The organism is Sphingomonas aurantiaca (assembly GCF_003050705.1).
Classification (GTDB): Bacteria; Pseudomonadota; Alphaproteobacteria; order Sphingomonadales; family Sphingomonadaceae; genus Sphingomonas; species Sphingomonas aurantiaca.
Map to the genome: position 1 here is coordinate 1 of NZ_QAOG01000007.1, position 23,610 is coordinate 23,610.

General features: G+C 60.5%; 20 protein-coding genes. 9 read left to right on the top strand and 11 right to left on the bottom strand.

Features of this window, described 5'->3' with window-relative positions; genetic code table 11:
* From C8J26_RS17035 to C8J26_RS17050, 4 genes are all read right to left on the bottom strand, one after another.
* On the bottom strand, window positions 1-563 hold a 563-nt coding region (locus C8J26_RS17035), incomplete at its 3' end, for a TDT family transporter (protein ID WP_483009889.1).
* Window positions 560-1,432 carry a LysR family transcriptional regulator gene (locus tag C8J26_RS17040; RefSeq protein WP_107959427.1) on the bottom strand — a complete coding sequence of 291 codons (873 nt, stop codon included), beginning with the start codon at window positions 1,430-1,432 and terminating at the stop codon, window positions 560-562. The genes C8J26_RS17035 and C8J26_RS17040, both read right to left, overlap by 4 nt.
* Window positions 1,433-1,520: 88 nt before the next feature.
* Complete coding sequence (locus C8J26_RS17045; RefSeq protein ID WP_107959428.1) at window positions 1,521-2,504, bottom strand: malate dehydrogenase; 984 nt, start codon at window positions 2,502-2,504, stop codon at window positions 1,521-1,523.
* 46 nt (window positions 2,505-2,550) lie between these two features.
* Window positions 2,551-3,714 (bottom strand): YncE family protein, encoded by a 1,164-nt coding sequence (locus tag C8J26_RS17050; protein WP_107959429.1) that lies wholly within the window; start codon window positions 3,712-3,714, stop codon window positions 2,551-2,553.
* A 244-nt stretch (window positions 3,715-3,958) separates the two neighbouring features.
* On the opposite strand from C8J26_RS17050, the gene C8J26_RS17055 reads away from it, so the two are divergent.
* The 3 genes from C8J26_RS17055 to C8J26_RS17065 are packed head-to-tail and all read left to right on the top strand — an operon-like array spanning window position 3,959 to window position 6,257.
* Window positions 3,959-4,438 carry a hypothetical protein gene (locus C8J26_RS17055; RefSeq protein ID WP_146168878.1) on the top strand — a complete coding sequence of 160 codons (480 nt, stop codon included), beginning with the start codon at window positions 3,959-3,961 and terminating at the stop codon, window positions 4,436-4,438.
* Window positions 4,439-4,461: 23 nt separating this feature from the next.
* Window positions 4,462-4,842: a CopM family metallochaperone gene (gene copM / locus C8J26_RS17060; protein ID WP_268795101.1), complete on the top strand. Its 381-nt coding sequence runs from the start codon at window positions 4,462-4,464 to the stop codon at window positions 4,840-4,842.
* Window positions 4,839-6,257 (top strand): YncE family protein, encoded by a 1,419-nt coding sequence (locus C8J26_RS17065; RefSeq protein ID WP_055879837.1) that lies wholly within the window; start codon window positions 4,839-4,841, stop codon window positions 6,255-6,257. The genes copM and C8J26_RS17065 overlap by 4 nt, the downstream gene beginning before the upstream one ends.
* Before the next feature lie 329 nt (window positions 6,258-6,586).
* Here the strand turns inward: C8J26_RS17065 and C8J26_RS17070 are convergent, their stop codons facing one another.
* The 4 genes from C8J26_RS17070 to C8J26_RS17090 form a co-directional block, all read right to left on the bottom strand.
* A complete protein-coding gene (locus C8J26_RS17070; protein ID WP_146168879.1) occupies window positions 6,587-6,901 on the bottom strand; it encodes a hypothetical protein in 315 nt (104 codons plus the stop codon).
* A 394-nt stretch (window positions 6,902-7,295) separates the two neighbouring features.
* Window positions 7,296-7,874, bottom strand: coding sequence for a recombinase family protein (locus C8J26_RS17075; RefSeq protein ID WP_107959431.1), 579 nt, complete (start codon window positions 7,872-7,874; stop codon window positions 7,296-7,298).
* Window positions 7,875-7,892: 18 nt separating this feature from the next.
* A protein-coding gene (locus C8J26_RS17080; protein ID WP_425275417.1) for an IS3 family transposase occupies window positions 7,893-9,133 on the bottom strand; the annotation gives its coding sequence in 2 pieces (ribosomal slippage) (window positions 7,893-8,785 and window positions 8,785-9,133; 1,242 coding nt in all).
* A 374-nt stretch (window positions 9,134-9,507) separates the two neighbouring features.
* Entirely contained in the window at window positions 9,508-9,951 is a 444-nt protein-coding gene (locus C8J26_RS17090; RefSeq protein ID WP_107959433.1) for a hypothetical protein, read from the bottom strand.
* Here C8J26_RS17090 and C8J26_RS21205 point away from each other — a divergent pair.
* Window positions 9,950-10,285 (top strand): hypothetical protein, encoded by a 336-nt coding sequence (locus C8J26_RS21205; protein WP_208631439.1) that lies wholly within the window; start codon window positions 9,950-9,952, stop codon window positions 10,283-10,285. The genes C8J26_RS17090 and C8J26_RS21205 overlap by 2 nt on opposite strands.
* 84 nt (window positions 10,286-10,369) lie before the next feature.
* Here the strand turns inward: C8J26_RS21205 and C8J26_RS17100 are convergent, their stop codons facing one another.
* Window positions 10,370-10,567 carry a hypothetical protein gene (locus tag C8J26_RS17100; RefSeq protein ID WP_107959435.1) on the bottom strand — a complete coding sequence of 66 codons (198 nt, stop codon included), beginning with the start codon at window positions 10,565-10,567 and terminating at the stop codon, window positions 10,370-10,372.
* Window positions 10,568-11,151: 584 nt separating this feature from the next.
* Between C8J26_RS17100 and C8J26_RS20575 the strand changes: the two genes are divergently transcribed.
* Together C8J26_RS20575 and C8J26_RS17115 are read left to right on the top strand one after the other, a co-directional pair.
* On the top strand, window positions 11,152-11,328 hold the full coding sequence (locus C8J26_RS20575) for a hypothetical protein (RefSeq protein ID WP_156340075.1): 177 nt from the start codon (window positions 11,152-11,154) through the stop codon (window positions 11,326-11,328).
* 283 nt (window positions 11,329-11,611) lie between these two features.
* Window positions 11,612-12,823, top strand: coding sequence for an AAA family ATPase (locus C8J26_RS17115; protein ID WP_107959437.1), 1,212 nt, complete (start codon window positions 11,612-11,614; stop codon window positions 12,821-12,823).
* 361 nt (window positions 12,824-13,184) lie between these two features.
* On the opposite strand, the gene C8J26_RS17120 is transcribed toward C8J26_RS17115, so the two are convergent.
* Window positions 13,185-15,035: a UvrD-helicase domain-containing protein gene (locus C8J26_RS17120; RefSeq protein WP_208631440.1), complete on the bottom strand. Its 1,851-nt coding sequence runs from the start codon at window positions 15,033-15,035 to the stop codon at window positions 13,185-13,187.
* Window positions 15,035-17,284, bottom strand: coding sequence for an AAA family ATPase (locus C8J26_RS17125; protein ID WP_208631441.1), 2,250 nt, complete (start codon window positions 17,282-17,284; stop codon window positions 15,035-15,037). The genes C8J26_RS17120 and C8J26_RS17125 overlap by 1 nt, the downstream gene beginning before the upstream one ends.
* Window positions 17,285-17,882: 598 nt before the next feature.
* On the opposite strand from C8J26_RS17125, the gene C8J26_RS17135 reads away from it, so the two are divergent.
* The 3 genes from C8J26_RS17135 (at window position 17,883) to C8J26_RS17145 (ending at window position 23,607) form a co-directional block, all read left to right on the top strand.
* Window positions 17,883-18,731, top strand: coding sequence for a DUF4238 domain-containing protein (locus tag C8J26_RS17135; RefSeq protein WP_107959438.1), 849 nt, complete (start codon window positions 17,883-17,885; stop codon window positions 18,729-18,731).
* A 264-nt stretch (window positions 18,732-18,995) separates the two neighbouring features.
* Complete coding sequence (locus tag C8J26_RS17140; RefSeq protein WP_107959439.1) at window positions 18,996-20,099, top strand: hypothetical protein; 1,104 nt, start codon at window positions 18,996-18,998, stop codon at window positions 20,097-20,099.
* Window positions 20,092-23,607, top strand: a complete 3,516-nt coding sequence (locus tag C8J26_RS17145; RefSeq protein ID WP_107959440.1) for a DUF4062 domain-containing protein — start codon at window positions 20,092-20,094, stop codon at window positions 23,605-23,607. Before C8J26_RS17140 ends, C8J26_RS17145 begins: the two co-directional genes overlap by 8 nt.
* The last annotated feature ends 3 nt before the right edge of the window (window positions 23,608-23,610 follow it).

Consider the following 23,610-nt stretch of genomic DNA (forward strand, 5'->3'; position numbering starts at 1 on the left):
GGGGCGAGCAGGCCGCCGCTCGCACCTGCGACCTCCGCCGCGACCACCGGCAGCAGCCACACCGCGGTCATGCCGTCGAGCGAATGTTCGTGCCGCGTGAACATGAGGTAGGGGATCGCCACACCGCAGGCGAGCGACATCGCGACGTCGATCCACCACAATGTCTCGGCGATCGGGATCACGCCCGCGCCGAACTGCGGCAGGCCGAATGCGAGACATCCGTTGATGATCGTCGCCAGCCCCATCGGGATCGTGCCGATGAACATCGACACGGTGTTGTGCCCGAAGATCCGCCGCGCCTCGTGTCCGAACATCGTCCAGCGCGCGGTGTAGAGCCCGGCGAACAGCGTGAAGAGCGCGATGTTGAAGTACCACAGCGCCTCGCCGACCGGGTGCAGCGATGCGCCGACGCCCGGCACCTGCGGCAAGGCGAGCGCGAGAATGCCGGTGCCCATCGTCGCGGCGAACCAGTTGGGGGTGAACTGCCGGATCATCTCGCGCGGGGAGTCGAGCCGGCTGAGGGGCTTCAGGCCATCGAGAACGGGTTTCAGATCGGCGGTCACTTGCCAGTCTCCTTGATGAGATCGGTCAGCGCATCTGCCGCGCGCGTTCGATACCGCTCTTTATGGCGCAGCGCGTAGAACGGACGCCGCGGCAGACCGAGCGGCAGATCGTGCAACGTTCCAGCGGCGATTGATGGCGCGACGACATGCTGCGACAGCACCGCGACGCCTGCGCCGGCCTCGACCGCGCTGCGGACTGCCTCGTTCGATGGCAGGGTCAGCGCTATGGTGAGGTCCGACGGATCGACGCCACGCTGACGCAATACCTCTTCGAACGACGAGCGCGTGCCCGATCCCTGCTCGCGGACGATCCAGCGTGCGGCGCGGATCCAGTCCTCGTCGATCGTGTCGGCTGCGCGGTCGCTTACCAGCACCATGCGGTCGTTAGCGACCGTCCAATGCGCGAGCGCGGGCTCGTCGATCACACCCTCGACGAAGCCGAGCTCGACCGCACCGTCGAGCACGCGCGCCGCGGCCCCTTCCGTGTTGTCGATCGCCAGTTCGATCGTGATCGCGGGGTAGCGCGCATGGAACGCCGCTAGCTGGCGGGGCAGCCAATAGCCCGCGATCGTTTGGCTTGCGACCAGCCGCAGTGTGCCGCGCTCCAGCCCGGCATATTCGGCCAGTGCAAGTTCCGCGCTAGCCGCACGGCCAAGGACGGCGCGTGCGTCGATCAGAAACATGCGGCCCGCTTCGGACAGTTCGATCCCGCGGCCGACCCGGTGGAACAGCGGCACGCCGTGCCGAGCTTCTAGCGCGGCGATGGCAGCGCTTGCGGCCGACTGCGTCACATTGAGCGCTTCGGCAGCACGCGTCATGTGCTCGCGCTCTGCGACACCGACGAAAATCCTGAGTTGTTCCAGGGTCATGCCCGATCTCCTTGCCCTAATAATAGGGAAAGGAGATCAATCTCACCAACCAAAGATTATGGTCATTCCAATCAGGTATGCCGATTGGTTATTTCAGAATGTCGATGACCGCCTCACGTTCATCGACCAGTTCGGCAATCGTGCGATCGAGCATCGTTCGCTGGAATGGATCGAGGGTCAGGCCTTCGATACGCACGTAGCCACCGCTCGTGCAGTGCACCGGCACTCCACAAACCAGCCCTTGCGGGATACCGTAGGAGCCATCTGACACCACGCCCATCGACACCCAATTATCGCCTGCCCCGTGCACCCAGTCGCGTAAGTGGTCGATCGCCGCATTTGCGGCCGACGCGGCCGAGGACGCACTCCGTGCTTCGATGATCGCGGTTCCGCGCTGCGCAACGGTGGGGATCAGGGTCTCGCGGTACCAGGCCTCGTCTCCGATACGGTCGGCAAGCTTTTGGCCATCGAGTTCGGCATTCCCCCAGTCGGCAAACATCGTCGGCGAATGGTTTCCCCAGACAACGAGCTTTGTAATCGCATCGACACCGACACCCGCTTTGGCCGCAAGCTGTCCCTGCGCGCGGTTGTGATCCAGCCGGATCATCGACGTGATGTTTTTGGCAGGGAAACCCGGTGCGCTTTGCGCAAGGATCCAGGCATTTGTGTTGGCGGGATTGCCGACGACCAGGATCTTGGCGTCGCGTTTGGCCACTGCGTCCAGCGCTGCGCCCTGCGTCTTGAAGATCGCTGCGTTGGCAGCGAGCAGATCACGGCGCTCCATGCCCTTCGAGCGGGGACGAGACCCGACTAGCATGGCCGCATCGATGTCCTTGAAAGCCACCTTCGGATCATCAGTAATGATCACATCTGCCAGCAGCGGGAACGCGCAATCCTCAAGTTCCATGACCACGCCGCGTACTGCGTCCAGCGCCTGCGGCACGTCGAGCAGTTGAAGGATAACGGGCTGGTCCGGTCCGAACACGTCACCCTGCGCGACCCGGAAGAGCAGCGAATAACAAATTTGTCCTGCGGCACCGCTGATCGCGATCCTGACGGGGGGCTTGGTCATTTTGGAAAGGGCTTTCGTTGGGAGATTACAGACGGTGTGAGACCGATCAACGCGCCGCCAGGGCAAGCGCCGCATCGCGCCCGGATGGCACCAGATTGGCGAGACCTTTTCCTGATCGGACGGCACCGGGAACGTAGATTAGGCTTTGCGCATCGGTACTGATCGGGATTGTCGACGCCGTGGTGTACGTCAGCGTGTCGATCGCGGCGACCTTGTTGGTTCCGGCCAGGCTGGCATAGATCCTCGTACCATCGCCCGACGGCCAAACCGCGGTCGGAGCCGCTTGCAGCGGGACGGTTGTCACAGCTTCCAGGCTGTCGGTTCTATAGACCTTGATTCCAGGTTGATCGCCGCCAACGCCGACATAGGCAAACGAATCGTCTGCGCGCTGGGCGAAGTTGACTGCGCTTGTTGCGGGACCAGTGTTTATCACTTCGCGTACCGCAAACGGCGGTTTGGCAGCAAAGACCGTGGTCGTGCCGCTATCGCGGCGTGTCGCCCATATCTGTTTGCCATCTGGCGAGACCGCGATTGCTCCCGCACCTGCACCGGTGCTGGCGACGTGTCCGACAACGCGCCGATGCGCGACGTCGACAACCAGGACGGACGGCTGCGCCGTAAGCGACACAAAGGCATAGCGTCCGTCAGGCGACAGGATGGTCGCGCCCGCTCCGCCACTTGCTGGTACGCGAGTGATTTCCCGCGCGGTCTTCGGATCCACGACTGCGATGGCATACTCATCGCCAAGCGAAACCCAGAGTTCGTGCCCGTTGGGTGTGAACGCGACGGCGGTAGGCGACGTCTCGAACACGGTCCGGCCTCGTTCCGTGTTCGTGGCCAGATCTAGGAGCGTCACGCTTCTCGTGGCTAGTGTAGCTACGGTCCGCCCATCACGCGCCGCAGCCAGGCGCTGGACGTTCGGGCTGGAAAAGCTGGGCTCAGCCATCCCGCTCTTGGAGAGGTCGATCCGTCCCAGTTCGTTGCCCGCTGCAGGATCGATGACAACGATCTTCGTCGATGTAGGGTCAGACACATAGATCCGGTCATGGTGGCTGACGTCGATATCAGCCTTCGACCACGGTGCCTGAACCGCATTGATATCGTAGGCAAAGTCGTCCGCGGCCGGCGCAGCCCAATAGGCCTGAGCGATCGCCGGAACTGGCGCTACGGAGGCCAACATCGCGGCAACCAGAACGATCGCAGCTTTCATCGTTTGATCCTTATCGCGGATCCGGCGGGTGATCGTGCCGGTCCGATGCCGCTAGATCGACCGATATGTCCCTCGCGTCCAACGCATGGACGCGATGATTTCAATACGAAAACGCGATCATAGATTGCCGACCGTTCTTGTTAAATGATCGGAACGACCATGCCCATGCGTTGGACCGACGGTCGCGCCGCGATCATCTATCCTGTCACGCTCGGCATTCATCGAGACGCGCGCAGACTTCCTCATGGCAACACAGCCGATCTACGATCTCGCTCCCGAGACACTCGTTGCTCCTAGGCCTGTCCGTCGACATCTCGCAATCGTGCCGGATGCAGGCAATTATGACGAGTTGGAAAGGACGGCTCCAGGCATCGCATCGCGCGGCGTCCATCCTGTCACGTTGGGCCTGCTGGTCGGCGTGTATGCAGCCATGCTGCTGACTTTCTGGACCTTCTTCGCACGTGATGCAGCTACGGCGCTCGTCCTTACGGTCGTGTCAGTCTTCATGATCCTGTATTTCGCTCTGATCGCAGGCGGCATCGTACTCGCCGATACTCCCGCCCCCGGCGAACATCTCCGCTCGTTCCCAGAGTTCATCAAGGGCCCGGTCGATATCCTGACGGGCACGATCACAGGGCGCGAAGCGGCTATACAGATGCTCTTTCTCCCGGGCTGCATGGCCGTGCTAGCAACGACTATCGGCATCATCGCTCGTGTGTCGTAAATGGGATGACTAGGGGCATGACGATGAAATCACGCACGACCTTGCTGATCGCGATAGCCTTGTCCGGATCGACGGCCGCTATAGCGCAAACGGACAGCTTCGCGTCCGCTATGGATGCGGCGATGACGCGGATGCACGGCGCGATGATGACCGGTTATTCGAGCGATCCCGATCGCGACTTCGCAAGGATGATGATTCCCCATCATCAGGGCGCGATCGACATGGCCGAAGTCGAACTGCGCTATGGCAAAGACGAACGCCTGCGCCGGCTTGCGCAGGGAATCATCGTCGAACAACGACAGGAAATCGCGGTGATGCAGAGCATCCTATCCGAAGGCGGCGCGTTGCCGCCCCACACCGAACCGACCGCGACCGGTCACCCCCATCAAGGAGACCGTCCATGAAGCGTTTCACCTTAACCGCCTGTGCCGCCCTGTCTTTCTCGGCCCCGGCATTTGCGCAGCAAGTTCCGAACGCGAGCCCCGACATACCCGTCAGCGCGCAGGACCGGTTCTACACCTCGGACCAGTTCTCCAACACCGTGTCGGTGATCGATCCGTCGACCAACACGCTGCTCGGCGTCATCAAGCTCGGTGACCAGACCCCCGCCAATCTCAGCCCACTCTACAAGGGGCAGCTGCTCGTCCACGGCATGGGCTTCTCGCCCGACCGTAAGACGCTGGCGGTGATCTCCATCGGGTCGAACTCGGTGACGTTCATCGACACCGCGACCAACGCCGTGAAGCACACGACCTATGTCGGGCGCTCGCCGCACGAGGCGTTCTTCCGTCCCGATGGTCGCGAAGTGTGGGTCGCGGTGCGCGGCGAGGATTACATTCAGGTACTCGACGGCAAGACGTTCGCGCCAACGACGCGCATTCCCGTACCTAACGGCCCCGGCATGACGATCTTCTCGCCGAACGGGAAATACGGCTATGTCTGTTCGAGCTTCTCACCCGAGACCGTGGTGATCGACACCGCCTCGAAGAAGATCGTCGGTCGCGTCAAGCAGGCAAGCCCGTTCTGCCCCGACATCGCCGCGACGCCCGACGGCAAGCAGGTCTGGCTGACGCTGAAGGACGTCGGCAAGGTCATGGTGTTCGACGCCAAGCCACCCTTCGCAGTGCTGAAGACGTTCGACACCGGCGCGATCACCAACCACGTCAACATCGCCCGCACCAAGGCCGGCCAGTTCGCCTATGTGACGGTCGGCACCGAGAATGTCGTGAAGGTGTTCCGCACCACCGACTTCGTGCAGGTCGCGAGCATCCCGGTCGGCGCGCTGCCGCACGGTCTGTGGCCGTCGGGCGACGGCTCGCGGATCTATGTCGGGCTGGAGAACGCCGACGCTGTTGCGGCGATCGACACCGCCAGCAACACCGTCATCGCGACGATTCCGATCGGTCAGGGGCCGCAAGGCGTGGCCTATGTTCCCGGCGCGGTGCCGGTAGGCGAAGGCCGTGCAAACCTGATACCGCTCGCACAGGCCGGCATGAAGATCCAGCTGACCCTCGCCGGGACTGGCCGCAGCCAGGTCACGCTGTTCGATCAAGGCCAAGTCCAGATCCTGCAGGCGGCGGTTGCGGGCCTCAGCCCAAAGATGCCCTATGTCCTTGGGCTATCCTCCCGCGCTGATGGTGGCGGCGTGATCCAGCCTCTGGCAAAGTTCATGACCAATCCCGCGGGCGGCGCGATCGTCAACACGCTCGGACCGCTCCGCCAGATCGTCAGCGACGCGAAGGGCGACATGCGCCGGTACCTCGTCATTGCGTCAGGCGACCCGATGATGCCGAGCGCTGTCGTTCAGGTGCAGAAATGAGGGTTCAGGTGAACCCTGCGATCTCCTGTCCGTATCGAGTATCTTGGTCATGACGCCGGTATAGGTTGCCGCAGCGTCTTGAGACTGTCGGAAAACACATGATTTCCGAGGGTATCACTAAAGGGCTGGCCGCAGCTAATAATCGACGGTCGGGGTACGCGACAAACCCTGTCGTATTGTCTTAGTAGGCGGAAACCAGATTTTGGAGGTTTTCCGTCACTCCCTATCGTTAGCGTATATTTGGATGCGTTCGATGTACCGCCCCCGAATTGCGCGATTTCAGCCGATCAGGTTTTCTCAACCGGGCCGTTACTCTGATACAAAGCTCGTCAGGCGGTTATCACCATCAAAGCTACCATAATCAGCGCCATAATAATCGTGAAAACAATCCTTATATTTCGGCTTGGAATGATGACGTACAGAAACGTAACAAAGCAGACCGTAGCTCCCCCAATCTCAAACAATGCTATGTCAATGGCATGAGACATACCGTTGCCTGCAGCGTCGCTATCATTGGTTGTTCCGTACCGGACAACCAACAGGATAATGACGTCAACCAATACCATAACCGAAAAGCCGAAGGTACGGCGTGATCGCATCCACCATCGACGTTTGTCTAGCGGCTTCTCACGCCGGGGAACCATGCGTCTGTCTATCGGATCGTTCAGAGGTCTACTCATTCTCTAGAGCTCTGCAGGTCCATCAGCATCCTCACAAGCAACCGGAATTAGCTGAGCCCATTGCTTCATAACGATTGATCCGCCAGCGCTTGGAATGGTCATGTCAGACATCTCCATGAGCTTCAAATGTGAGATAGGACGCAAGCCGCGTCATTGATGCTGCCGGTAAGCGTCCACCCAACCCGGCCGTTCCCGAAAATTCTATGATCGGCAGACACAGTTATGGGCGCCCCGTATTTGTCAGAAAGGGTATACCCTGAGTGGGCATGGGCTTTGGTATACAAAACCCCTTCAAACAGGGTCGATAGCAGAGAAATCGGACACCTCATTATGAGAGTCTAGAGTCTGCCTGAACACATTAAGGGTGCGCGTCTGACATTGCTGCGTCAGCCTCTGCCTGACGACGGCGATCACGAGCAATCTTGGCTAGCAGCGTTCGACTGCACCCAGTCGCATCCATTATATCGCGCCAGCTTCGGCCATCGCGAAGAAGGCTCGAGATCGCAGCGTTGCGGGTCTTGTTCTCGGGACGTCCCTTATAAAGGCCCGCTGCCTTGGCTTTTGCGGTGCCTTCGGCTTGTCGACGACGGCGATCCTCATAGTCCTTACGGGCAACCGCGGCGAGTACGTCCAACATCATGGCGTTGACCGCTGCGAACATTCGGCCGGTGAACTCATCCGTCGGTGCCGTCAGGATCCACGACGTCGGCAGGTCGAGTGCAACAACCCGGACCTGCTTGGCGTCGATTAGATTCCGCAGTTTGATCCAGTCTGGGGAGGTGAGGCGGGAAAGCCGATCAACCTGCTCGACCAAGAGCACGTCTCCCGGCTCGCAATCCGAAAGCAGGCGGAACAGCTCTGGCCGGTGAAGCTTGGCTCCACTTTCGTTTTCGACATAGCGGGCCGCAATCCGAAGCCCGTGCTCGGTCGCAAACACGTCGAGTGTTGTTGCCCCCTAAAGGCCTGACAGAGCCTCGCAGGTTTGCGCGATGAACTCGCGTGGGGATCGATAGCGCAAAGCGCGATGCGGATGCACCTCGTTATAATGGTCGAACCAGCCGGGCAGTTGGTCGATGACGCTCTGCGCATTCGGCCTGGGGTTCACACGGACATAATCGCGCTTGAGGGTGCGAACGAATGCCTCAGCCATGCCATTCGATTGAGGACTGCTGACTGGGGTCGTGCGCGGGATCAATCCGATGTCCCGGGCGAACGCACGTGTGTTGCGAGCGGTGTAGCAGCTTCCGTTGTCGGTGAGCCACTCGATCGGTTGGGGCACGCGGTTCACCCGTCCGTAGCGATGCTCGACCGTGGCGACCATCAAGTCCTGGACGTCCTCTGCGGTGATGCCGCCCGTCGTCGCCACGTGTCCCATCGCTTCACGGTCGCAGCAGTCGAGCGCGAATGCGACACGTACCTTCTCGCCATTGTCACAGGTGATCTCCAGCCCGTCGGAGCACCAGCGGGTGTTGCGCAGATCGACGGCGACCCGGCCATCGTGACGCCGTTCCTCGCGGCGTTCGCCGTCCCGCTGTAGCAGCAGCCCGTGCACTTTCATGACGCGGTAAACGCGTTTCGGATTGGGCGCTTCGCGCCCGGTCTTCTCGGCCTGCCGGCGGAGCAGAGCATGAACGCGGCGATAGCCATAGGTCGGCAGATCGGCGATGAGCGCGCGGATGTCGGCGACCAGCTCGGCATCCGGCAGCGGCGGTCGTCCGCGTGGTCGGGGCGCCGGGCGATGGCGCATTGCAGACAGGTGTGGGCGAGCAATTCCAACCGCGCCTGACACCGCGCTCACCGTCCATCCCGCGGCAACGAGGTCGAGCGCAAGAGCAGTTTTTTTGGGCCTGCGGCCCGGGACACGGCCTCGCGGAGCAGCTCGTTTTCCATGGCCTTCTTGCCGAGCAGCCGGTGTAGTTCGCGCACCTGCGCCTCGAGCGCACGGTACTCGGACGCTGGCACCACTTCCTCGCCCGCTGTCGCGGCGGTCAGCGCACCCTGCGCCATCAAGCGCCGCCAGGTGAAGATCTGATTGCCACCGATGCCGTGCCGGCGGGCGACGAGCGACACGGTCATGCCCGGTAGATACGTCTCCTCGACGATCCGGACCTTTTCCTCCGGTGTCCACCGCCTCCGGCGCTGAACACCGGAGAGAACCTCGCCATCGTTGTAACGCCTGGTCGTACCGTCAGTCATATGCCTCACTCTTATCTAAGAGCGGGGCTCTGTCAGGTCATTTAAGGGGCCACCTCATCGAGGGCGCTCTTGGCGCGCGACGCATCCTGTTCGGAGGTAGAAGCGCGAAGATAGGCTCGGATAAACATCCCGTAGTCTGCTATATGTGGTACTTATTAGTCTAGTCCTTTTTACGCCGTCAGGACGGGATTAAAGTACCAGCTATTGAGAGGTCTGCGAAAGGCATACCCTAAGAGCACCGGGCTGTCAGAGGTACGGTTCGCACCCGCTAGAATCTCGAGAAGTGGGCATGCCCGTGATATCGCGTTGGAGTTCGTGCTATCAATGACACCGCCGTCGCAAGGTTGGTCGTCGCGCTGGCGCCGGCGAGATGATCATGCCGTCCGATGCATATCCGTGATCGACGCCGTGACCGCCGTGGCGCTTTGGACTTCCGATGCCTGCGCCGCTGCCGCCATCAGATCGACGTCCGTCAGATCGCGGCGATCGATCCACCATTTGGCGTCAGTGACCTGAAGGCAAGCGTAACAATCGACGCCGCTATTGGAGTTGATTAGGACTGCGAGCCGCTTGGTCCTGATCGTAGACGCCCAACTGACTTGCCGGTCGGTGCCGGTCAGCGGTGGAAGATCAAGATGGGAGATAGCAGCGTTGCTCAACGCTGCTGCAGCGGCTTCCTCTGCTCGCTTTTCCGCAACGAAGCAGTCTCGACAGCTCGTCGTCTTCAGCCATTTGACCTTGCGTTCCTGCTGGCTGTCAAACCCGGTAAGATAATGACCCTGCTCATGACCGCAGGCGTGAATGATCCGCTGTTCCATGGCTAGGATGATGGCCGTTCGTGGTTTGTGCGCAACGGCAATGAGTCAGGTTGAATCAGAATTGCGGCCAGTGACTGACGACTCAGGCGAAGGCATTCCCGACCGGCTAAGCTGGCGCAACGCCGTCAGCGTTCACCAGATCTGGGCCAACCAATGTGCCGATAAGCCGGACGCGTTTTTCTACCAGATCTACGGGGGTGCGATGCAGTTCCAGCTCGTAGCGCCCGCCGAAATCGCGGCGAAGATAGAATGCCCCGCCATCGCGGATCAGCGTGCCTATCTCATCGATCCGGTTGCCAATCGCTACCATCGCTGCGTCGTCGCCTTATTATGATCGGTAAAGTTGCGGGAGATCCTTCGCGTAACCGATGTGCTCGGTGGGGGCACATGATTCTGCCACTCCGTTCCCGACGGGCGCTCAGAGACTGATATTCCGCCGCGCCATTTCCGCGAACGCGATATCCCCGATTGGCCGGCGGGGTTCGGCTTTAAAGATGTCAGCCAAATCGAGCAGATCCTCGTTGGAAAGGTTCGCGATCGAGGCTTCGATTTCGGCAAGGCGACGCACCGCGTGATTGCCGCGATCGGCGACCCGCTTCATTCTTGTCTTGAGCATGTGGCCTTCTATCATAAACGTCGTGGCAGAGGCAGGGGCATTAGCGGCCGGTTGGTTGAGGTTATTCGGCAAAGACGCCCGCTACCCACAGGCGAAAGAAGCTTCTCCAATGGAGGACCGCACCACGTTCTGGCAGCGGATCCTGAAGCGGCAGGAACGCACTGCTTCACAGTATACGGCGTAATAAGGTGCATGCGGACTGTCCGCATTTACAGTGAAACTGGTGGAAAGCCGCCCGTCCGCTTTCGGAAATCAAACGGCGTAAGCGGACGTTCGTTCAGGCAGCCGGGCAGGCGCCGGCATCGCCGTTTGTGGTGAAAACCAGCCCGACCGCTTTCGGGTGACAACTCAAGGTAACCAGACCTCCGTTCATGCGCGGGCCAAAGCGTAGAACGGCAGTCGTTGGTCGCATTCGACCGCCGGGATAAGGGCCGGTCGGACCAAGGCCGGTTGATCCTGAGCGGGTTTTCACCATCTTGCACCTTCGAGGGAAGGGCGGCGCAGCGTCGCTCGCTCGCGATAGAGAAGATGATGGTATGCACCTGAATGTGTCGTTGAGTTATGGAAAGGGCGGGACGGGTGACATGTTTCAGATCGATTCGGTGCAGGACGCCGACACTGGACGACATCTGACCACGGCGCAGAAGATCGACGTTGGCAGGCACTTCCAAGATCGCGCAGACCTCGCCGATTATCTGCGCGAGGAGTTCGGCTCTGACAGCACGTTCGAAATCATCGGCGAGGATGGCGGGACGGAGTAGGCCCACCCTACTCGAGGAGGGGCGGAGGAGAAGGGGCCGCCCACTCCGCTCACCGAGCCATTCGGCGAGTAGCTTACAGCAACTGCCCCCCCCCAGCGAACCGGCTAGCCGAAGATCAAGATTTCGGAACGGCCGACTGCGGCGGCTATTATAGTCGTCAGACTGAGGTAGCAGTGCTATGTCGGAGAGAGAGGACAAAAACCCGCTTCCATTCAACGAGTTAGCACAATCCGTTTCAAGTCGGGAGTTCGAGACGTTGTCGCCGGAAGAGCTCATTCAAGTGATGGCGCACGCCTATCTGGTCTCCGGCCGCTTCAACGGTCTGCCGCTGATGAAGTTGGCGGGCGACGATCACGAAGAGACTAGGCGGTCGCTTCGCGTCTTAATCGATTGCGGCCTCGCCACGATCGTGTTCGGCGACATCCACCCCAATCCGTTCATTCGCGCCCTGCCGGACGAACCGAAGGAGGAAACGCTGCGCAAGTTGGACGAGCGCGGCTTCGTCCAGGGCAACTTCTATCCGACGCGCGCGTACCTCGACACCGTCGTGACGCCGGAGCAGTATCCGGGCCGCCCCTACACGTACGAACTCGCACGCGGAGAGCCCCAGCTCGGGCACCGCGCGTTCGAACTGCGAATTCTGGAGGACTACCGCAACGACCCCCGGTTTGAATACAGCACCAACGACATCCAGGGGCAGATCTACGCGCACGACGACGCTGGAGTCCGGAGCGAAGAGAATGTTTATCTCCGGTTCGGCTTCGCCTTCGGCGAAGACCGCGCGATGTTCGTCGCCGCCATGCTGTGGGATCTCTCGCAGCTGTCGCTGGAGGCCCAGCAGCGCTGGCGGATGAGGGAGGTCGACGTGCCGACCTCCCTCCACCCTGACCACCACCGCGCCGTCATGGGCCACTTCCCGGAGCGGCTGTCGCTCTACGAAGCCTTCATCATGGAGCTGGAGACGATGAACCGGATCGCCGCCGCCATCGGCCGGCCGGGCCTGTTCCGCCACGACCATTCGCGCGACCGGCCTCGGGAGTTTGGTTCGCTTCTCCGTCCCACCGTCAAAGAGTTCAACGACTTCGTGGCGACTCTCGACAAGATGATCTCGGACAACATCGACCTCGCCTTCTTCGGCGACGACGTTGCGCGCGAACGCCGAATTGACGTCGAGGGCGGAGGCTTCCGCCTCGAGCGTAAGGGCTCCCTGCAGCTGCTCGAGGAATGGCTCCGGCAGAAGTTCCGGCCGCGAGAACCCGCGCCGATGGACGATATGCTCGCGACGTTCCGAAAGGTGCGCAAGCTTCGCAACAAGCCCGCGCACGTCGGCGTGGGCAACGCGTTCGATCCAGATATCGCCCTCAAGCAGCGCGATCTGATGGAGCAGGCCTACACGGCGCTGCGCACGCTGCGACTCATCCTCATGAACCACCCGCTGGCCCGGGAGGTCGAGATCGACAGCCATCTGCGCGAGGGACTGATCTGGACGCCGTAGCCCACTGGGATGGCGATTTAGCCTAGCGGCCGTCATGCGATCTCGTCCGCGTATGGGGGGAGAGCTGCCAGTCCGCTTTCGGGCGTCGACCACGACAAAGCGGACGCTCTTTCAGACGGTAGGGCAGGGGGGCGTGAACGGGGCGCCCCCCACCGTGAGCAGACTTATGATGCGCCCTTTTGACACTTTGAAACCAGCACGAAACTATGTGACGATGTGCAGGCTCACAGCCTCCGGTTTTGGCACCCTAAGATAAGCGACCTTTGGGGCGCCCCTACCGTGTATAAGCGATGGTCCGAACGCCGACTCTTGACTCATATCTTAGATTACCAAAATCTGCTAAGTGACAGACATGAATACTCTAGCTGTCTATTGAGATCTGCTCTTCCCTCATAGCGAAGCGGCTCATCATCTCGGCCTTAGCTCTTTCAGGATTGGGCGTGAACAGGATGATACCTAGCTCGTCTTCGGCGCGCGAAAAAGATACGTAGGCAAGCTTTCGGCTCTTATCTAACTGTCCGTCCGTCGGCACGCCGCAGGTGTCGGGAGTCAGCATCTTGTTGAAGTTGTAAACGTTCCACTTTGCTTCAGTATCGTCGTAAAGGACTAGCACGCGGTCATACTCCTCACCCTTCACGCCGTGCTGGGTGCTGAAGGCGGAGTTTTCCAGAATATACTTGGTATAGGGGGCGATCGTGTCGGGCTTCATGGCAAAGAAGGCGTCGGCGAGCCAATCGCCCTTCTCCTGGGCGTGCAGGGTCTCATCGTAAACTTCAGCGCGCGGCTCTCGCGCTAGGTGCTCTCGCAATCTGTCGGATACATTGATCAGGCGGGTCTTGGCGCTATGGCGCAGAATTTCGCCGACAGTTTGGGTGGTCCAGTGCTTGTGCAGGTCGTCGATGGCGGCCTTTGAGGCCTCCAGCATCTGGCGCAGCGACCTATTGGCGTTTTCGCCGTCGGTGGCGAAGGCCGGGCTCTCGCGGCGCAGCACCTCGTTTACTCGGTGGGGCTGGCCCTCTTCCTTCGCTCGGAGCAGGGGGCAGATTGTCGACAGAAACGGCGTCAGCAGAAAGTGGCTGCCTTCTTCGAAGGCGTCAGTGGCCCGGCTCGACGCCATGCGACCGTCGTTGAAGAGATCGTTCAGCGCGGAAAATCCCAACCGGCGCGCAATCATCTGCCGGGCTAGGAGGAGCTTCATGACGTCGTCACGGTCCTTCCAGCCCCACGCGCTCAGCGCGTTGTCCATGTGCTCCAAAGCCCGACCAACCTGTTCTTCCGTGTAGGTGTTGCGCTTGCCCAGGCCCTTTTCCGCCCGCACCAACCGGACGGCTACGCGGCCCTGGCGCTTCTTGTTGTCGCCTGCTGGGTACTGTTCGACGTCCTTCCGGAAGGCGTTGAGGAAAGCGATCACGCTCACGGAGCACCGGAAGTTTTCGGTCTTGGTGATGGTCTCGCCACCCGGAGGCGGCGCAAAATCGCCGGCCCGCCCATCGTAGATCTGCTGCCAGGGATCGCCGAAGTAGCCGACGAGCGGGAGGCCCTCACCAGCGCAAACTAGGTTCAGGCCCTCAACGATCCCCTTGAAGGTGTCTTGGGCTTCATCAACGAAGATATAGGGAAAGCGCAGAGCCGTGATCCGCCTGAAAACCCTGTTTGTTCGCAGAAGGTAGGACCCGATCTCGATAATGTCGGGGTGCCCAAGCTCACCCTTGGCGTAGTTACTGAACTCGGAGTCCTCGTAGGTGAAACGGGGGACAAGCTGAAGGTCCTTCAGCTCAGCCTGGAAGCGAATGATCTTGGCTTGTTGTCGTTGCCCTTCTTGGGTGTGGCCACCGGCCTTGGTCACTTTCTCTCCCGCCTTGGCAATCTGGGCGGGTAGCCGGTCCTCAATCAGGACGCGGCGGATGTCCTCCTGGAAGCCGGCGAGTTGACCCCACAAAAAGCTGTGAAGGGTGGACACGAGGTAGAGCTCGTCGAACCCGAGGCGGGTTCGGATCACTTCCGTGGCGCGCTTGGTGTAGGTGATGCACGCCACGCGCTGTCCGTCGCGCCGAAGCCGAGCGCCGTCGGTCTCGCGGATGCGCGCAAGAGCATCAATCAGTGAACTGGTTTTCCCCGACCCCGCGCCGGCAATTAGGGCAAAGCTGCGCTTCTCGTCTAGGCAAGCGCGCACCTTCTTGTCGGCTTCGGTCTCAATGCGCTTGAGCATCATTACGCACCCGCCCCGATAATTGTGATTGGGCTGAGGCGGCCCTCAAGCCATACCAGGCCTTCAGTGATGTAGGACGGCGTGGTCCAGTCCGTATCGGTCGCCAGCAGGCTCATCGCGAAGGCGGTTTTCTTGAACTTGTCCGAACGGATATGGAGGTAGACATCTTCGTGAACTGCCGGCCATGAGGCCGGAACATCTATCCCGATTGACAGGGTCCCAGCACGAAGTTGAGCTAGGTTTTCATAGGCGATCGCTTCTTCCAGCGTGCGCGGGACCGCCAGGTGTTTGGCGCCATCGACCTCAATCTCAACGCCAGTCTGGAATGAGATACAGCGATCTTTGTCGACACTAAGCTTGTTATCTTTGGTCAGCGCCAAGAGCTCGGCTACGGTCCGCGCATTGCAAAGCTTCTTGAGGCAGGCGTTCGATGTACGGGCGCCCGGCGTGTCGCCACGGCAAGCACTTGGGTAGCCCTTAGCAGTCACCGAATCCAGATCGGTGATGATCAGGTAGGGGATGTTCAGAAAGCTGAGGAGTTCCTCGAACCTGTGGGCATAGGCGCCGCCCACCTCAAGAACAGTGAGATACGTTCCGCGCAAGCGCTTGGCCACCTTGTCAATCATGGATGGCATAAGAAGCTTCTCGACAGCGCCCTCAACCAGGATCGCCGCGTCAGCAAAGAAGAGGTCGCAATGCGTCAGCCGAAGATACTTTTGTAAGAACGCCAATGCCTCCTTGGTGCTAAGAAGCTGATTATCGTCGGTTTCGTCGATGGGTTCGGCCGCGTCCTTTGTCTCGTCTTCGGGGCGGAAGGCCCTCAGGCTGCGTACGATCGAGGCGTTACGCACGCCCTCCAGATTAGCCTCACCTTCTAGGTGACAGCGCTGGAAATAGCGGACCTTCTCGAAATCGACGGTGTCGATGATGTGCGACGAGTGCGTAGTCACCAGCACTTGCGGCATCAACTCGGACTCGCCGGCCTCTTTGGCGCTGTCGTTGATAACACCCCAGATGTTATTGATGAACGTCTGTTGGACTTGGGCGTGCAGGTGAACTTCAGGCTCTTCAATGAATATTAACAGGCAGAGGGGCCGGTTCTCCGTTGTGGCGACCCACTGCGAATGGAAGTGGCGCGCTTGGATCGCCATGTAGATCAGGTTTTTGAAGCCTAGACCGTTGTAGGGCTCGGGCAGTCGGTGGTTGCGACCCGCGTCTACATAGATCAGCTCCGTGCTACCTTTCAGGGCAACCTCGGGACTCAGGGCCGAGATGATCTGCAGTTCGCGATCGTTGATCGACGGCACACCCAAGCCCCGGATCAAGGCCATGAGCGATTTGAACTCTGAGCCGTAATGTGCGGTCAGGGCGTCGTTGTTGGCATCGATGACTTTATGCGCTTCGGCCGCGGCGGCGATCTGCTGGAGATTCTTGCGATAATACGCGGCGAAGGCCGAGGAGAGGCGGTTGGCTCGGCTGCCTTCCTCGTCGTTGATGTTGCGTTGAGCATCGACGAACTCCGCGCGGACCAGGTTCTTGACCAGTCGCTTGCCTTCCTCCGGATCCAGCCGAACAGCCTTGATCGAAGCCGCACCGTCGCCGAGGGTGACTTCGCTAAGCGAGTAGTGACGCACAACGCAGTAGCGCGCGAGATTGCCCTCAAGGCTGAGATACTCGAACAGCGTCTTGGTGCGGGCACCCTCAGGCGGTTTCTCGTACGCCTGTAGGTAGTCGGCGCGCAGTTTCTTAGGCTCATCGACGCCAAACGTCAGTCGCAGGCCAACCTTGGTATCGTCCGAAAGGTTTTGCAGCAGGGTGTAGACTCGACCGAACGCAATGCTTTCTGGATCGATCGTGAACCACAGATCAAGGCTGATCTCCGGCAGGGTCGGGGATGCCTCGGGTATCGGCGTCGGTGCTTCCGCAGTGGCTTCCGGGTCGGTCGCCGCTTCGGGTGCATCTGACGTCGTTGGATCAGGATCGTGGACGCCCGCGTCCACCATGGGTTCGGCGTCGGCGGCTCCGGCAGGCTCGTCCACCGCAACGCCAAAGTCGTCGAAAGCCGAAATCCTCGCGACCGAGAAGTCGTGAATCTTAAATTCGCGCGAACCTAGGAAGGCACGAAAGACCGCGGTGGCTGACGTTTTGCCGCTGTTGTTCGGGCCAACGAAAACAGTCTCTCGCTCTTCTACGTCGATGACAACGTTTTCGAGTCTGCGAAAATTCCTGATTGCTGCTTTGCTGAGCTTCATGATTTCTCCCCCGCGGCCGGAGCCAAGCTCAGACGAGCAACGACAGAGACATTCGTCAAGGTTGCACTTTGGCCAATTCACTTAAGAAAACTGGCTTTTTCAAGACACCCGGTGCGAAGCTGCCCTTCGGACCTCGATCGGCGAATGACGCATTTTAGTCGAGAGCCGCCAAAACGGTGTAGGTGTCACAACCGAGCGGTTGTGACATCAAAAAGCCTCGTCAACGCGAGATGAGCGAACAGCAGAAACTATGCCTGGGAAAAAGGGGCTGCCAACGTCTGCATCTTGGTCGCCCGGACAGAAGGGACGGGCGGCAGCTCCCGATCAAAACTCGCCATTCCGACGCAGTAGCGTGAACGTCTGCTGACGCCCGAACCAGTCACTCGTGTTGTCGATATCTGCCCAGCAGCCAAGCGCACCGAAGTTGGTCGTCTGACGAAACTCCCGCTGACACCGAGAGCTGTCATCAGTTCACCCGCCTGAGAACAACGACGTGAACCCCCATGCAAATCCTCTCTTAAAAGCCCGCGATCGAATTCGGTGTCCAGTCTCCGATCCGACTTGCCGACTGACTAGCCATTTGTCAGAAGTCATTCCAATGTCGGTTCCAAAGCGTCACCATTACGTGCCTCAAATGATCCTGAACGGGTTCGCCGACGCGGACGGCTGGCTCTATTGGTGCAATCATCGTGAGAAGCCGAGCACTGTGCGACGCGCGCGCCCCGCCGAGCTCTTCCTCCAGAATCACCTCTACAGCACTCGTGCCCAGTCCGGCATCAAGGACCCATCGATGGAGCGGGCGCTCTCGGTCCTAGAAAATGAGGCGGTCGGTGTGATCGCCGCACTCACCGGGCCGGCTCGTCGCGGCCAGATACCCGTGCTGTCACAGGAGCAGATGCGACTTTGGCACCTATTTTTCTTGATGCAATGGCGCCGCACGCCAGAGAATCAGCGCGCCTGCACGAGCGATGAAGAAGCGAGCCGTATGATCGATGAGCTTCTCGATGAGCTGCGCGCCGCCTTGCCGCATCGCCTCGCGGAGATCGAAACCTATGCGACGCCGGAGGCTAAGGCTCGCACGATCCGTAATGTCCGGGTACAGTCCTTGCTCGGGTTCAGGGCGAATGTCATGGGAGTGCTGGAACGCCGCGGCATCGCCGTGCTGCGGATTTGCCAGCCGAGGAAACAGTTCATCGTGGGCAGCCGACCGGTGGTGAAGCTCACCGCGCCGGGATCTACCGATCTCAACGACCCGCGTGTCGAGATGTGGCTGCCAGTTGCTGCGGATATCGCGGTAGGGGTCGGGGCTGGAGATGGCGGCATCACGCTGGTTCACACAACCGACGAGACACCAGTGCGGCAGCTAAATCTGTCAATTGCGAAGCAGAGCGGGACAATCGCCGCCGGATCAGTGGCGCTGGTCCGATCCATCTCAAACCCGCGTTAGCGTAAGCCACGTCATTTGGGCCTCAATGTCAGCCATCGACTATTGAAAGATCCTCAAAAAAAGAAGCTTTAGATTAATTTACCTCGAAGGCCATGGTTGGAGAACCATTTCGTGCATTGGTGCCGTTGCGCGGCGACACTTTGTGGCCTCTAGGGAAGTGATCGGCGCTTCCTGTTAGGCCCCGGGGGCACTTGAGTACGATACCTGGCTTGTCCATTGTGCATGGATGGCTGTCACAGATCCTCCAGTCCCGTGCCTGATGCGATGACCAGCGATGCACCCGCAGCCGGTTCGGTCACGCCGCGTGTCGCGAGCCAGATGACCGCCGAAGACTTCGCCGAGGATGAAGGCGGCTTCGACTATGGCTGGCCCGACGCGAATGTCGCGCTCGCCGACCCGCTCTTCAGCAATTTACTGATGGGGGCGGAGGTGAACGCCATTGGATATGCCTTGGTTCGCGGCCCAGATGGCGGCACGACGCCAATGCTACTTCTGACGGGTGAGCATGAAGGACCTCTGCGCGACGTTTTCGACCTCTTCGCGCGTTGGCAGTTGCTGAGCGGTCCCGGCGCCATCCAAATCGAAATCGCCTTCGACGATCCGGGGTTCCGCGTTGCCGTGCTTCCGGACGCCCGGTCACTGCGATGGAGATGCTGTGGATTTGGTAATGTGTCGCGCCCTAGCGCGTTCAACCTCGCCTGGGTCAAGGGGATCGACACCCGTAGCGATTTCCTGAATTCACTCGCCGACTATGGCCGTAGCCCATTTGCGCCGGTCTACCTGGGCGCAGCGATTGCGCAGATCGATAGCAATGGCCAGCCCTTTGCTTGTGACCTGGACGATGTACCGCATCTCTTGCTGCCGTCGGTCCAGATCTACCGTCGGCCCGAAGACATTCCTGCGGGATCGTTCCTGGCTGGTGGCGACGCTGGAGACGACACCATCTCGTCGGGCGTCGATCCGGCCATGGTCGCGGCGCAGCGCGCTTGGCGCCTCCCCTCCATCATGCCGAAGACGATCCATGTCCTTCGCCACACGGCATCCGGTCGCCAGCTTGTTGATCGCCTGTCGGCGGACGGTGTGGCGCGTTGGCAGGTCGAGCAAGCGATATCCAACGTCCGCCTGGCGGCGCTTGCCGAAGTCGGTGAAGCGCCGCCGCAGTCCCATTGGATGGAGACGCATTCGCTGCGCCTCGGGCATATCGAGCTTGCGGACCAAACCGTCGATCTGGGGGCAATGACCATCGACGACATTCTCGACCAGATCCGGCGCGACACGCGCTTTCTATTGAGGCGGATTGGTCGCTGCCCCGCGACGGAATCGCTTGCGGCGGGCCAGACCGCCATTCGGGAGGCAGGCTATGCCTGATCGCAGCGACGACGTCCTTGCGGGACAGATGGAACGACTCTCGATCTTCGTCTCCTCCACGATTGAGGAGTGCGCCAAGCAACGTCACGAGGCCAGGGCGGCGATTCAGTCCCTTGGTTTTGACCCATTCGTATTCGAGCGCGAAGGCGCGCGGACCTATCGCCCGCAAGCGCTCTATCTGGGACGTCTGCGGCGAAGCCAGCTTGCGATCGGCATCTATCGCGCGAGCTATGGCTGGGTCGATGAGGCAAAGGGGCAGACGCTTTCGGGCCTTGAGGATGAGTATGTTGAAATTCGGCGGCTGAAGCTCGGGTTTCTCGCCTATATCGAGAAGCACGCGAAACGCGATCCGCGGCTGACGGCGATCGTCGATGACATCCTCGGCCAGCAAACGGCCTACTTCTTCGATGCGGATGAGGATCTCACCTCCGTCATTCACGCCGATATTGTGACCCTACTTGCGCAAACCTTCACCCTTCGCCGGATTGCTGCCGATCAGCGCGCCATCGCCCCGCAGACCACGCTCGACGCGATCTTCAAAACCGCCCCTTACTACATCCGGCGTGCCGGACTGGACGCCGCACTGCGAGGGCTCGTCACCCATCACCGCGCGGTCAGTGTTTCTGGTGTTGCAGGCGCCGGAAAATCCGTGGCACTTGCTCAATATGCTGCGGATGTTGGCTTGCCCTATGTGAACGGCCGCGGGCTTGATCCACGTGCCCTCCTTGCGAAAGCCACAGACGCTCTCATCGGCAATACAGCCAATCCGTCGAATCCCGAGACGTTCGAAGAGGCACGAGATTCGTTTGCCGAGGCATGGCGTGGCGCGAGCACATGGCCACTGGTGATCGATGACCCCAGTGACGGCGATCTGTTATGGTCCGAACTGACTGCAGTGATGCAGGAAACGGCTTCGGGCGTCGTTGTCATCGGATCGCGTGAACAGCCGGCGGGGTTTCGTGGCGGCTCCCTTCAAGTCGAGGGCTTTACCCAGGATGAGCTTGCCCTTCTCGAGACCGTGGTTGATGCGGACGCCCAGCGTCATATAGCGGAACTACCCGCTGCGACGACGACGCTGCCACTTGCGGTACGCTCTGCCATCCGACCGCTCCGCGACGAGGCTGGAAACGCTGTTACGCTCAAGGAGCGGTATCTGGCGCTCAAGGGTCGGCGCCGAGAGATCATTGCTTGTCTGGCGCTCAGCGGTGCGCCATTGTCCCTGACTGACATCTCGTCCCTTGCCGACAGCGCGATGGACCTAACCGCGCTTAGCGACGAGATGGCATCTCTTGATGACCTCGTTGTGGAGGACGCATCCGGCTATTCCTTGTTGCACGACGCGTGGGCTGCCGAATTGGTGGCCGTCACGCAGGAGCGAGCGCAGTTTTTCGACGCGGTCGCGCGCAAGCTCGTCACGTTGTTCGATTCAACCGGCCGGGGATGGCTGGCATTTCAGATGGCACGCCTCGCGAATGACGACCTTGCTGTCATCCAGGCGGAGCGGTCGCTGCGTGAAATCCTGTACTCGGGCTCGATCACGCATTTTGTAACTGCGCAGCAGTTCCTCGCCGACCACTATCGGACGTCGGGAGACCGGACCTCGCTTGTGCAAACCCTCGTCTCGCTGGCGCAGATAGCGAGCAGTTCTCATGATACCGCACACTGCGCCCCTCTTCTGGCCGAAGCCCGGGCGGTTGCCGAGACTATTGGCGATGAGGCTCTCATCGACTTCGTTGCGGAGTTTGCCGCAACCTATGCCCTTCAGACCGCCATGTCGCTCGAAACCCTGGGTGAAGTGGAGCGCATTCGCAACCGTCACGAAGAGGCTGGCGACCTGCACGGCGTAGCCCGGTTGCTGGTCGAAGAGGGCGTCGCGTTTCAAGGGGTCAACCGACAAGATGAGGCCGAACCCCGCTTTCGCCGTGCGCTCGAAATCTTTGAGGCGCATGAAGACGCCTATGGCCAGGAGCTTGCGACCCGCAATCTAGCCGGTGCTCTTCTCGCCAGCACTGCAACCGCTGCGGAAGGTGAGCAGCTTCTAGCCACCCTTCGGCCCTCGCGAGGCGAGGCACGAGAACGTGCCTGGATGTGCAATATTCTTAATCGCCGTTATCGCGACGAAGGGCGCTGCAAGGAAGCGGAGGAGGTCGCCCGGGAAGCCATCACCATTGGCGAGACCCTCGGCGATCGTCGTCTTGTCGCCATCAATCAGATGGCGCTCGGCAACACCCTTCGAGATGACGGCCGATGTGTCGATGCCCTCATTGCCTACGAGGCGGCAGGCATTGAGGGGCGTGCGGTATCACGACCAGAAATCGACGGGCGCGCGGCGCGCCTTGCTGCAGCTTGCCATAATTCGCTTGCCGAAAGCGCGACCGGTGTGGATGCTCAGGGACATGCCGAGCAAGCCGTCCAGCTGGCTCGCCGCGCCATCGTGATATTTGAAAACAGCCTTGGGTCGCACGACCATGCCGACGCTTATGACGAGCTCGGCACGGCGTTGATCAGCCTCGGACGCGAAGGTGAAGGCTGGGAGACACGAGCACGAGGCGTAGCGCTATTCCGGGCAGCCGGCGATTTCGACAACGCGCACAAGCTCGAACGGCAATTGGCCCATGGTGCGTTCGATCTGCCTTTCGACCTTGCCATGCGGGTGATGCTCGTCGCTCAGGGGAAAAAGGTCGACCGCCAATCTCCGCCATTGGCTTTGTGGGCGGAGGCTGCTGCTGCGATGCTCGAACAAGCAGTGCCCGACGTTGCCGCGGCAACCTCTTCGATGCTGGTCCGACATCTGATCGCTGCGATACCCAAGGCGTATCTCAGCGCAGCGCTCGATCGCTGCCTTCGCATCGTTGCCGACCGCAAGATTGTGGCAGGCCACCAGAACCGTGCCCTCTTCCTGCTCAACCTCTTGGCTTTCACAGCCCCCTATCAACTGACGCGCGCCGAGATGTTGACGATCGCGACGTTATGTCTTGAGGGCGACCAACAAATTCGGTTGCGCGAGATACCCACCTTTGGTGTTCAGTTGGTGCTCGAAATTGGATCGGGACAGATGTTCTTGTTCACGATTTCAGCCGCCGACGAAAGCGTCGAAGCCACCTACGTTGCGCTCTGCCTTGGCGCGTTTCTTGCCGGCTGCGATGAGCGGGTAAGCCGTGATTTCATTGCGCCCTATGCGAAAAATCCGGCTGCCTTCGACGTAATGACGACCAGCCTTGCTTCGGTAGGCCCAAGCCTATTGGCGACTGTCCAGCCTCATCTCCAAGACCGAGCCGTCACCTTCGTGGGCTTCGGCCAGAGGGAAGAGGGGCCACCCCGCATCACGGCTTTCTGTAGCGACGGTGCTCCGGCCGCCATGCCCCCGGGCGATGAGCGTGCTGGCGCCTTCGAAATCGTCTTTGTCGAATTTCTCTCAGCTCTTGTGAGCGCGGCTTACGACGTCAATCTCCAGACCCAAGAACAACTCCCAAAAACGAAGGAACTTCTGCGCCACATGTTGTGGTGACGC

Excerpts from the sequence above, each read along its gene's own strand:
- C8J26_RS21205 (WP_208631439.1), top strand. The coding sequence starts at position 9,950 with ATGGCTAGGATGATGGCCGTTCGTGGTTTGTGCGCAACGGCAATGAGT.
- copM (WP_268795101.1), top strand. The coding sequence starts at position 4,462 with ATGAAATCACGCACGACCTTGCTGATCGCGATAGCCTTGTCCGGATCG.
- C8J26_RS17090 (WP_107959433.1), bottom strand. The coding sequence starts at position 9,951 with ATGGAACAGCGGATCATTCACGCCTGCGGTCATGAGCAGGGTCATTAT.
- C8J26_RS17100 (WP_107959435.1), bottom strand. The coding sequence starts at position 10,567 with ATGCTCAAGACAAGAATGAAGCGGGTCGCCGATCGCGGCAATCACGCG.
- C8J26_RS17120 (WP_208631440.1), bottom strand. The coding sequence starts at position 15,035 with ATGATGCTCAAGCGCATTGAGACCGAAGCCGACAAGAAGGTGCGCGCT.
- C8J26_RS17055 (WP_146168878.1), top strand. The coding sequence starts at position 3,959 with ATGGCAACACAGCCGATCTACGATCTCGCTCCCGAGACACTCGTTGCT.
- C8J26_RS17050 (WP_107959429.1), bottom strand. The coding sequence starts at position 3,714 with ATGAAAGCTGCGATCGTTCTGGTTGCCGCGATGTTGGCCTCCGTAGCG.
- C8J26_RS20575 (WP_156340075.1), top strand. The coding sequence starts at position 11,152 with ATGTTTCAGATCGATTCGGTGCAGGACGCCGACACTGGACGACATCTG.
- C8J26_RS17045 (WP_107959428.1), bottom strand. The coding sequence starts at position 2,504 with ATGACCAAGCCCCCCGTCAGGATCGCGATCAGCGGTGCCGCAGGACAA.
- C8J26_RS17145 (WP_107959440.1), top strand. The coding sequence starts at position 20,092 with ATGCCTGATCGCAGCGACGACGTCCTTGCGGGACAGATGGAACGACTC.
- C8J26_RS17140 (WP_107959439.1), top strand. The coding sequence starts at position 18,996 with ATGACCAGCGATGCACCCGCAGCCGGTTCGGTCACGCCGCGTGTCGCG.
- C8J26_RS17040 (WP_107959427.1), bottom strand. The coding sequence starts at position 1,432 with ATGACCCTGGAACAACTCAGGATTTTCGTCGGTGTCGCAGAGCGCGAG.
- C8J26_RS17115 (WP_107959437.1), top strand. The coding sequence starts at position 11,612 with ATGGCGCACGCCTATCTGGTCTCCGGCCGCTTCAACGGTCTGCCGCTG.
- C8J26_RS17070 (WP_146168879.1), bottom strand. The coding sequence starts at position 6,901 with ATGGTTCCCCGGCGTGAGAAGCCGCTAGACAAACGTCGATGGTGGATG.
- C8J26_RS17125 (WP_208631441.1), bottom strand. The coding sequence starts at position 17,284 with ATGAAGCTCAGCAAAGCAGCAATCAGGAATTTTCGCAGACTCGAAAAC.
- C8J26_RS17065 (WP_055879837.1), top strand. The coding sequence starts at position 4,839 with ATGAAGCGTTTCACCTTAACCGCCTGTGCCGCCCTGTCTTTCTCGGCC.
- C8J26_RS17135 (WP_107959438.1), top strand. The coding sequence starts at position 17,883 with ATGTCGGTTCCAAAGCGTCACCATTACGTGCCTCAAATGATCCTGAAC.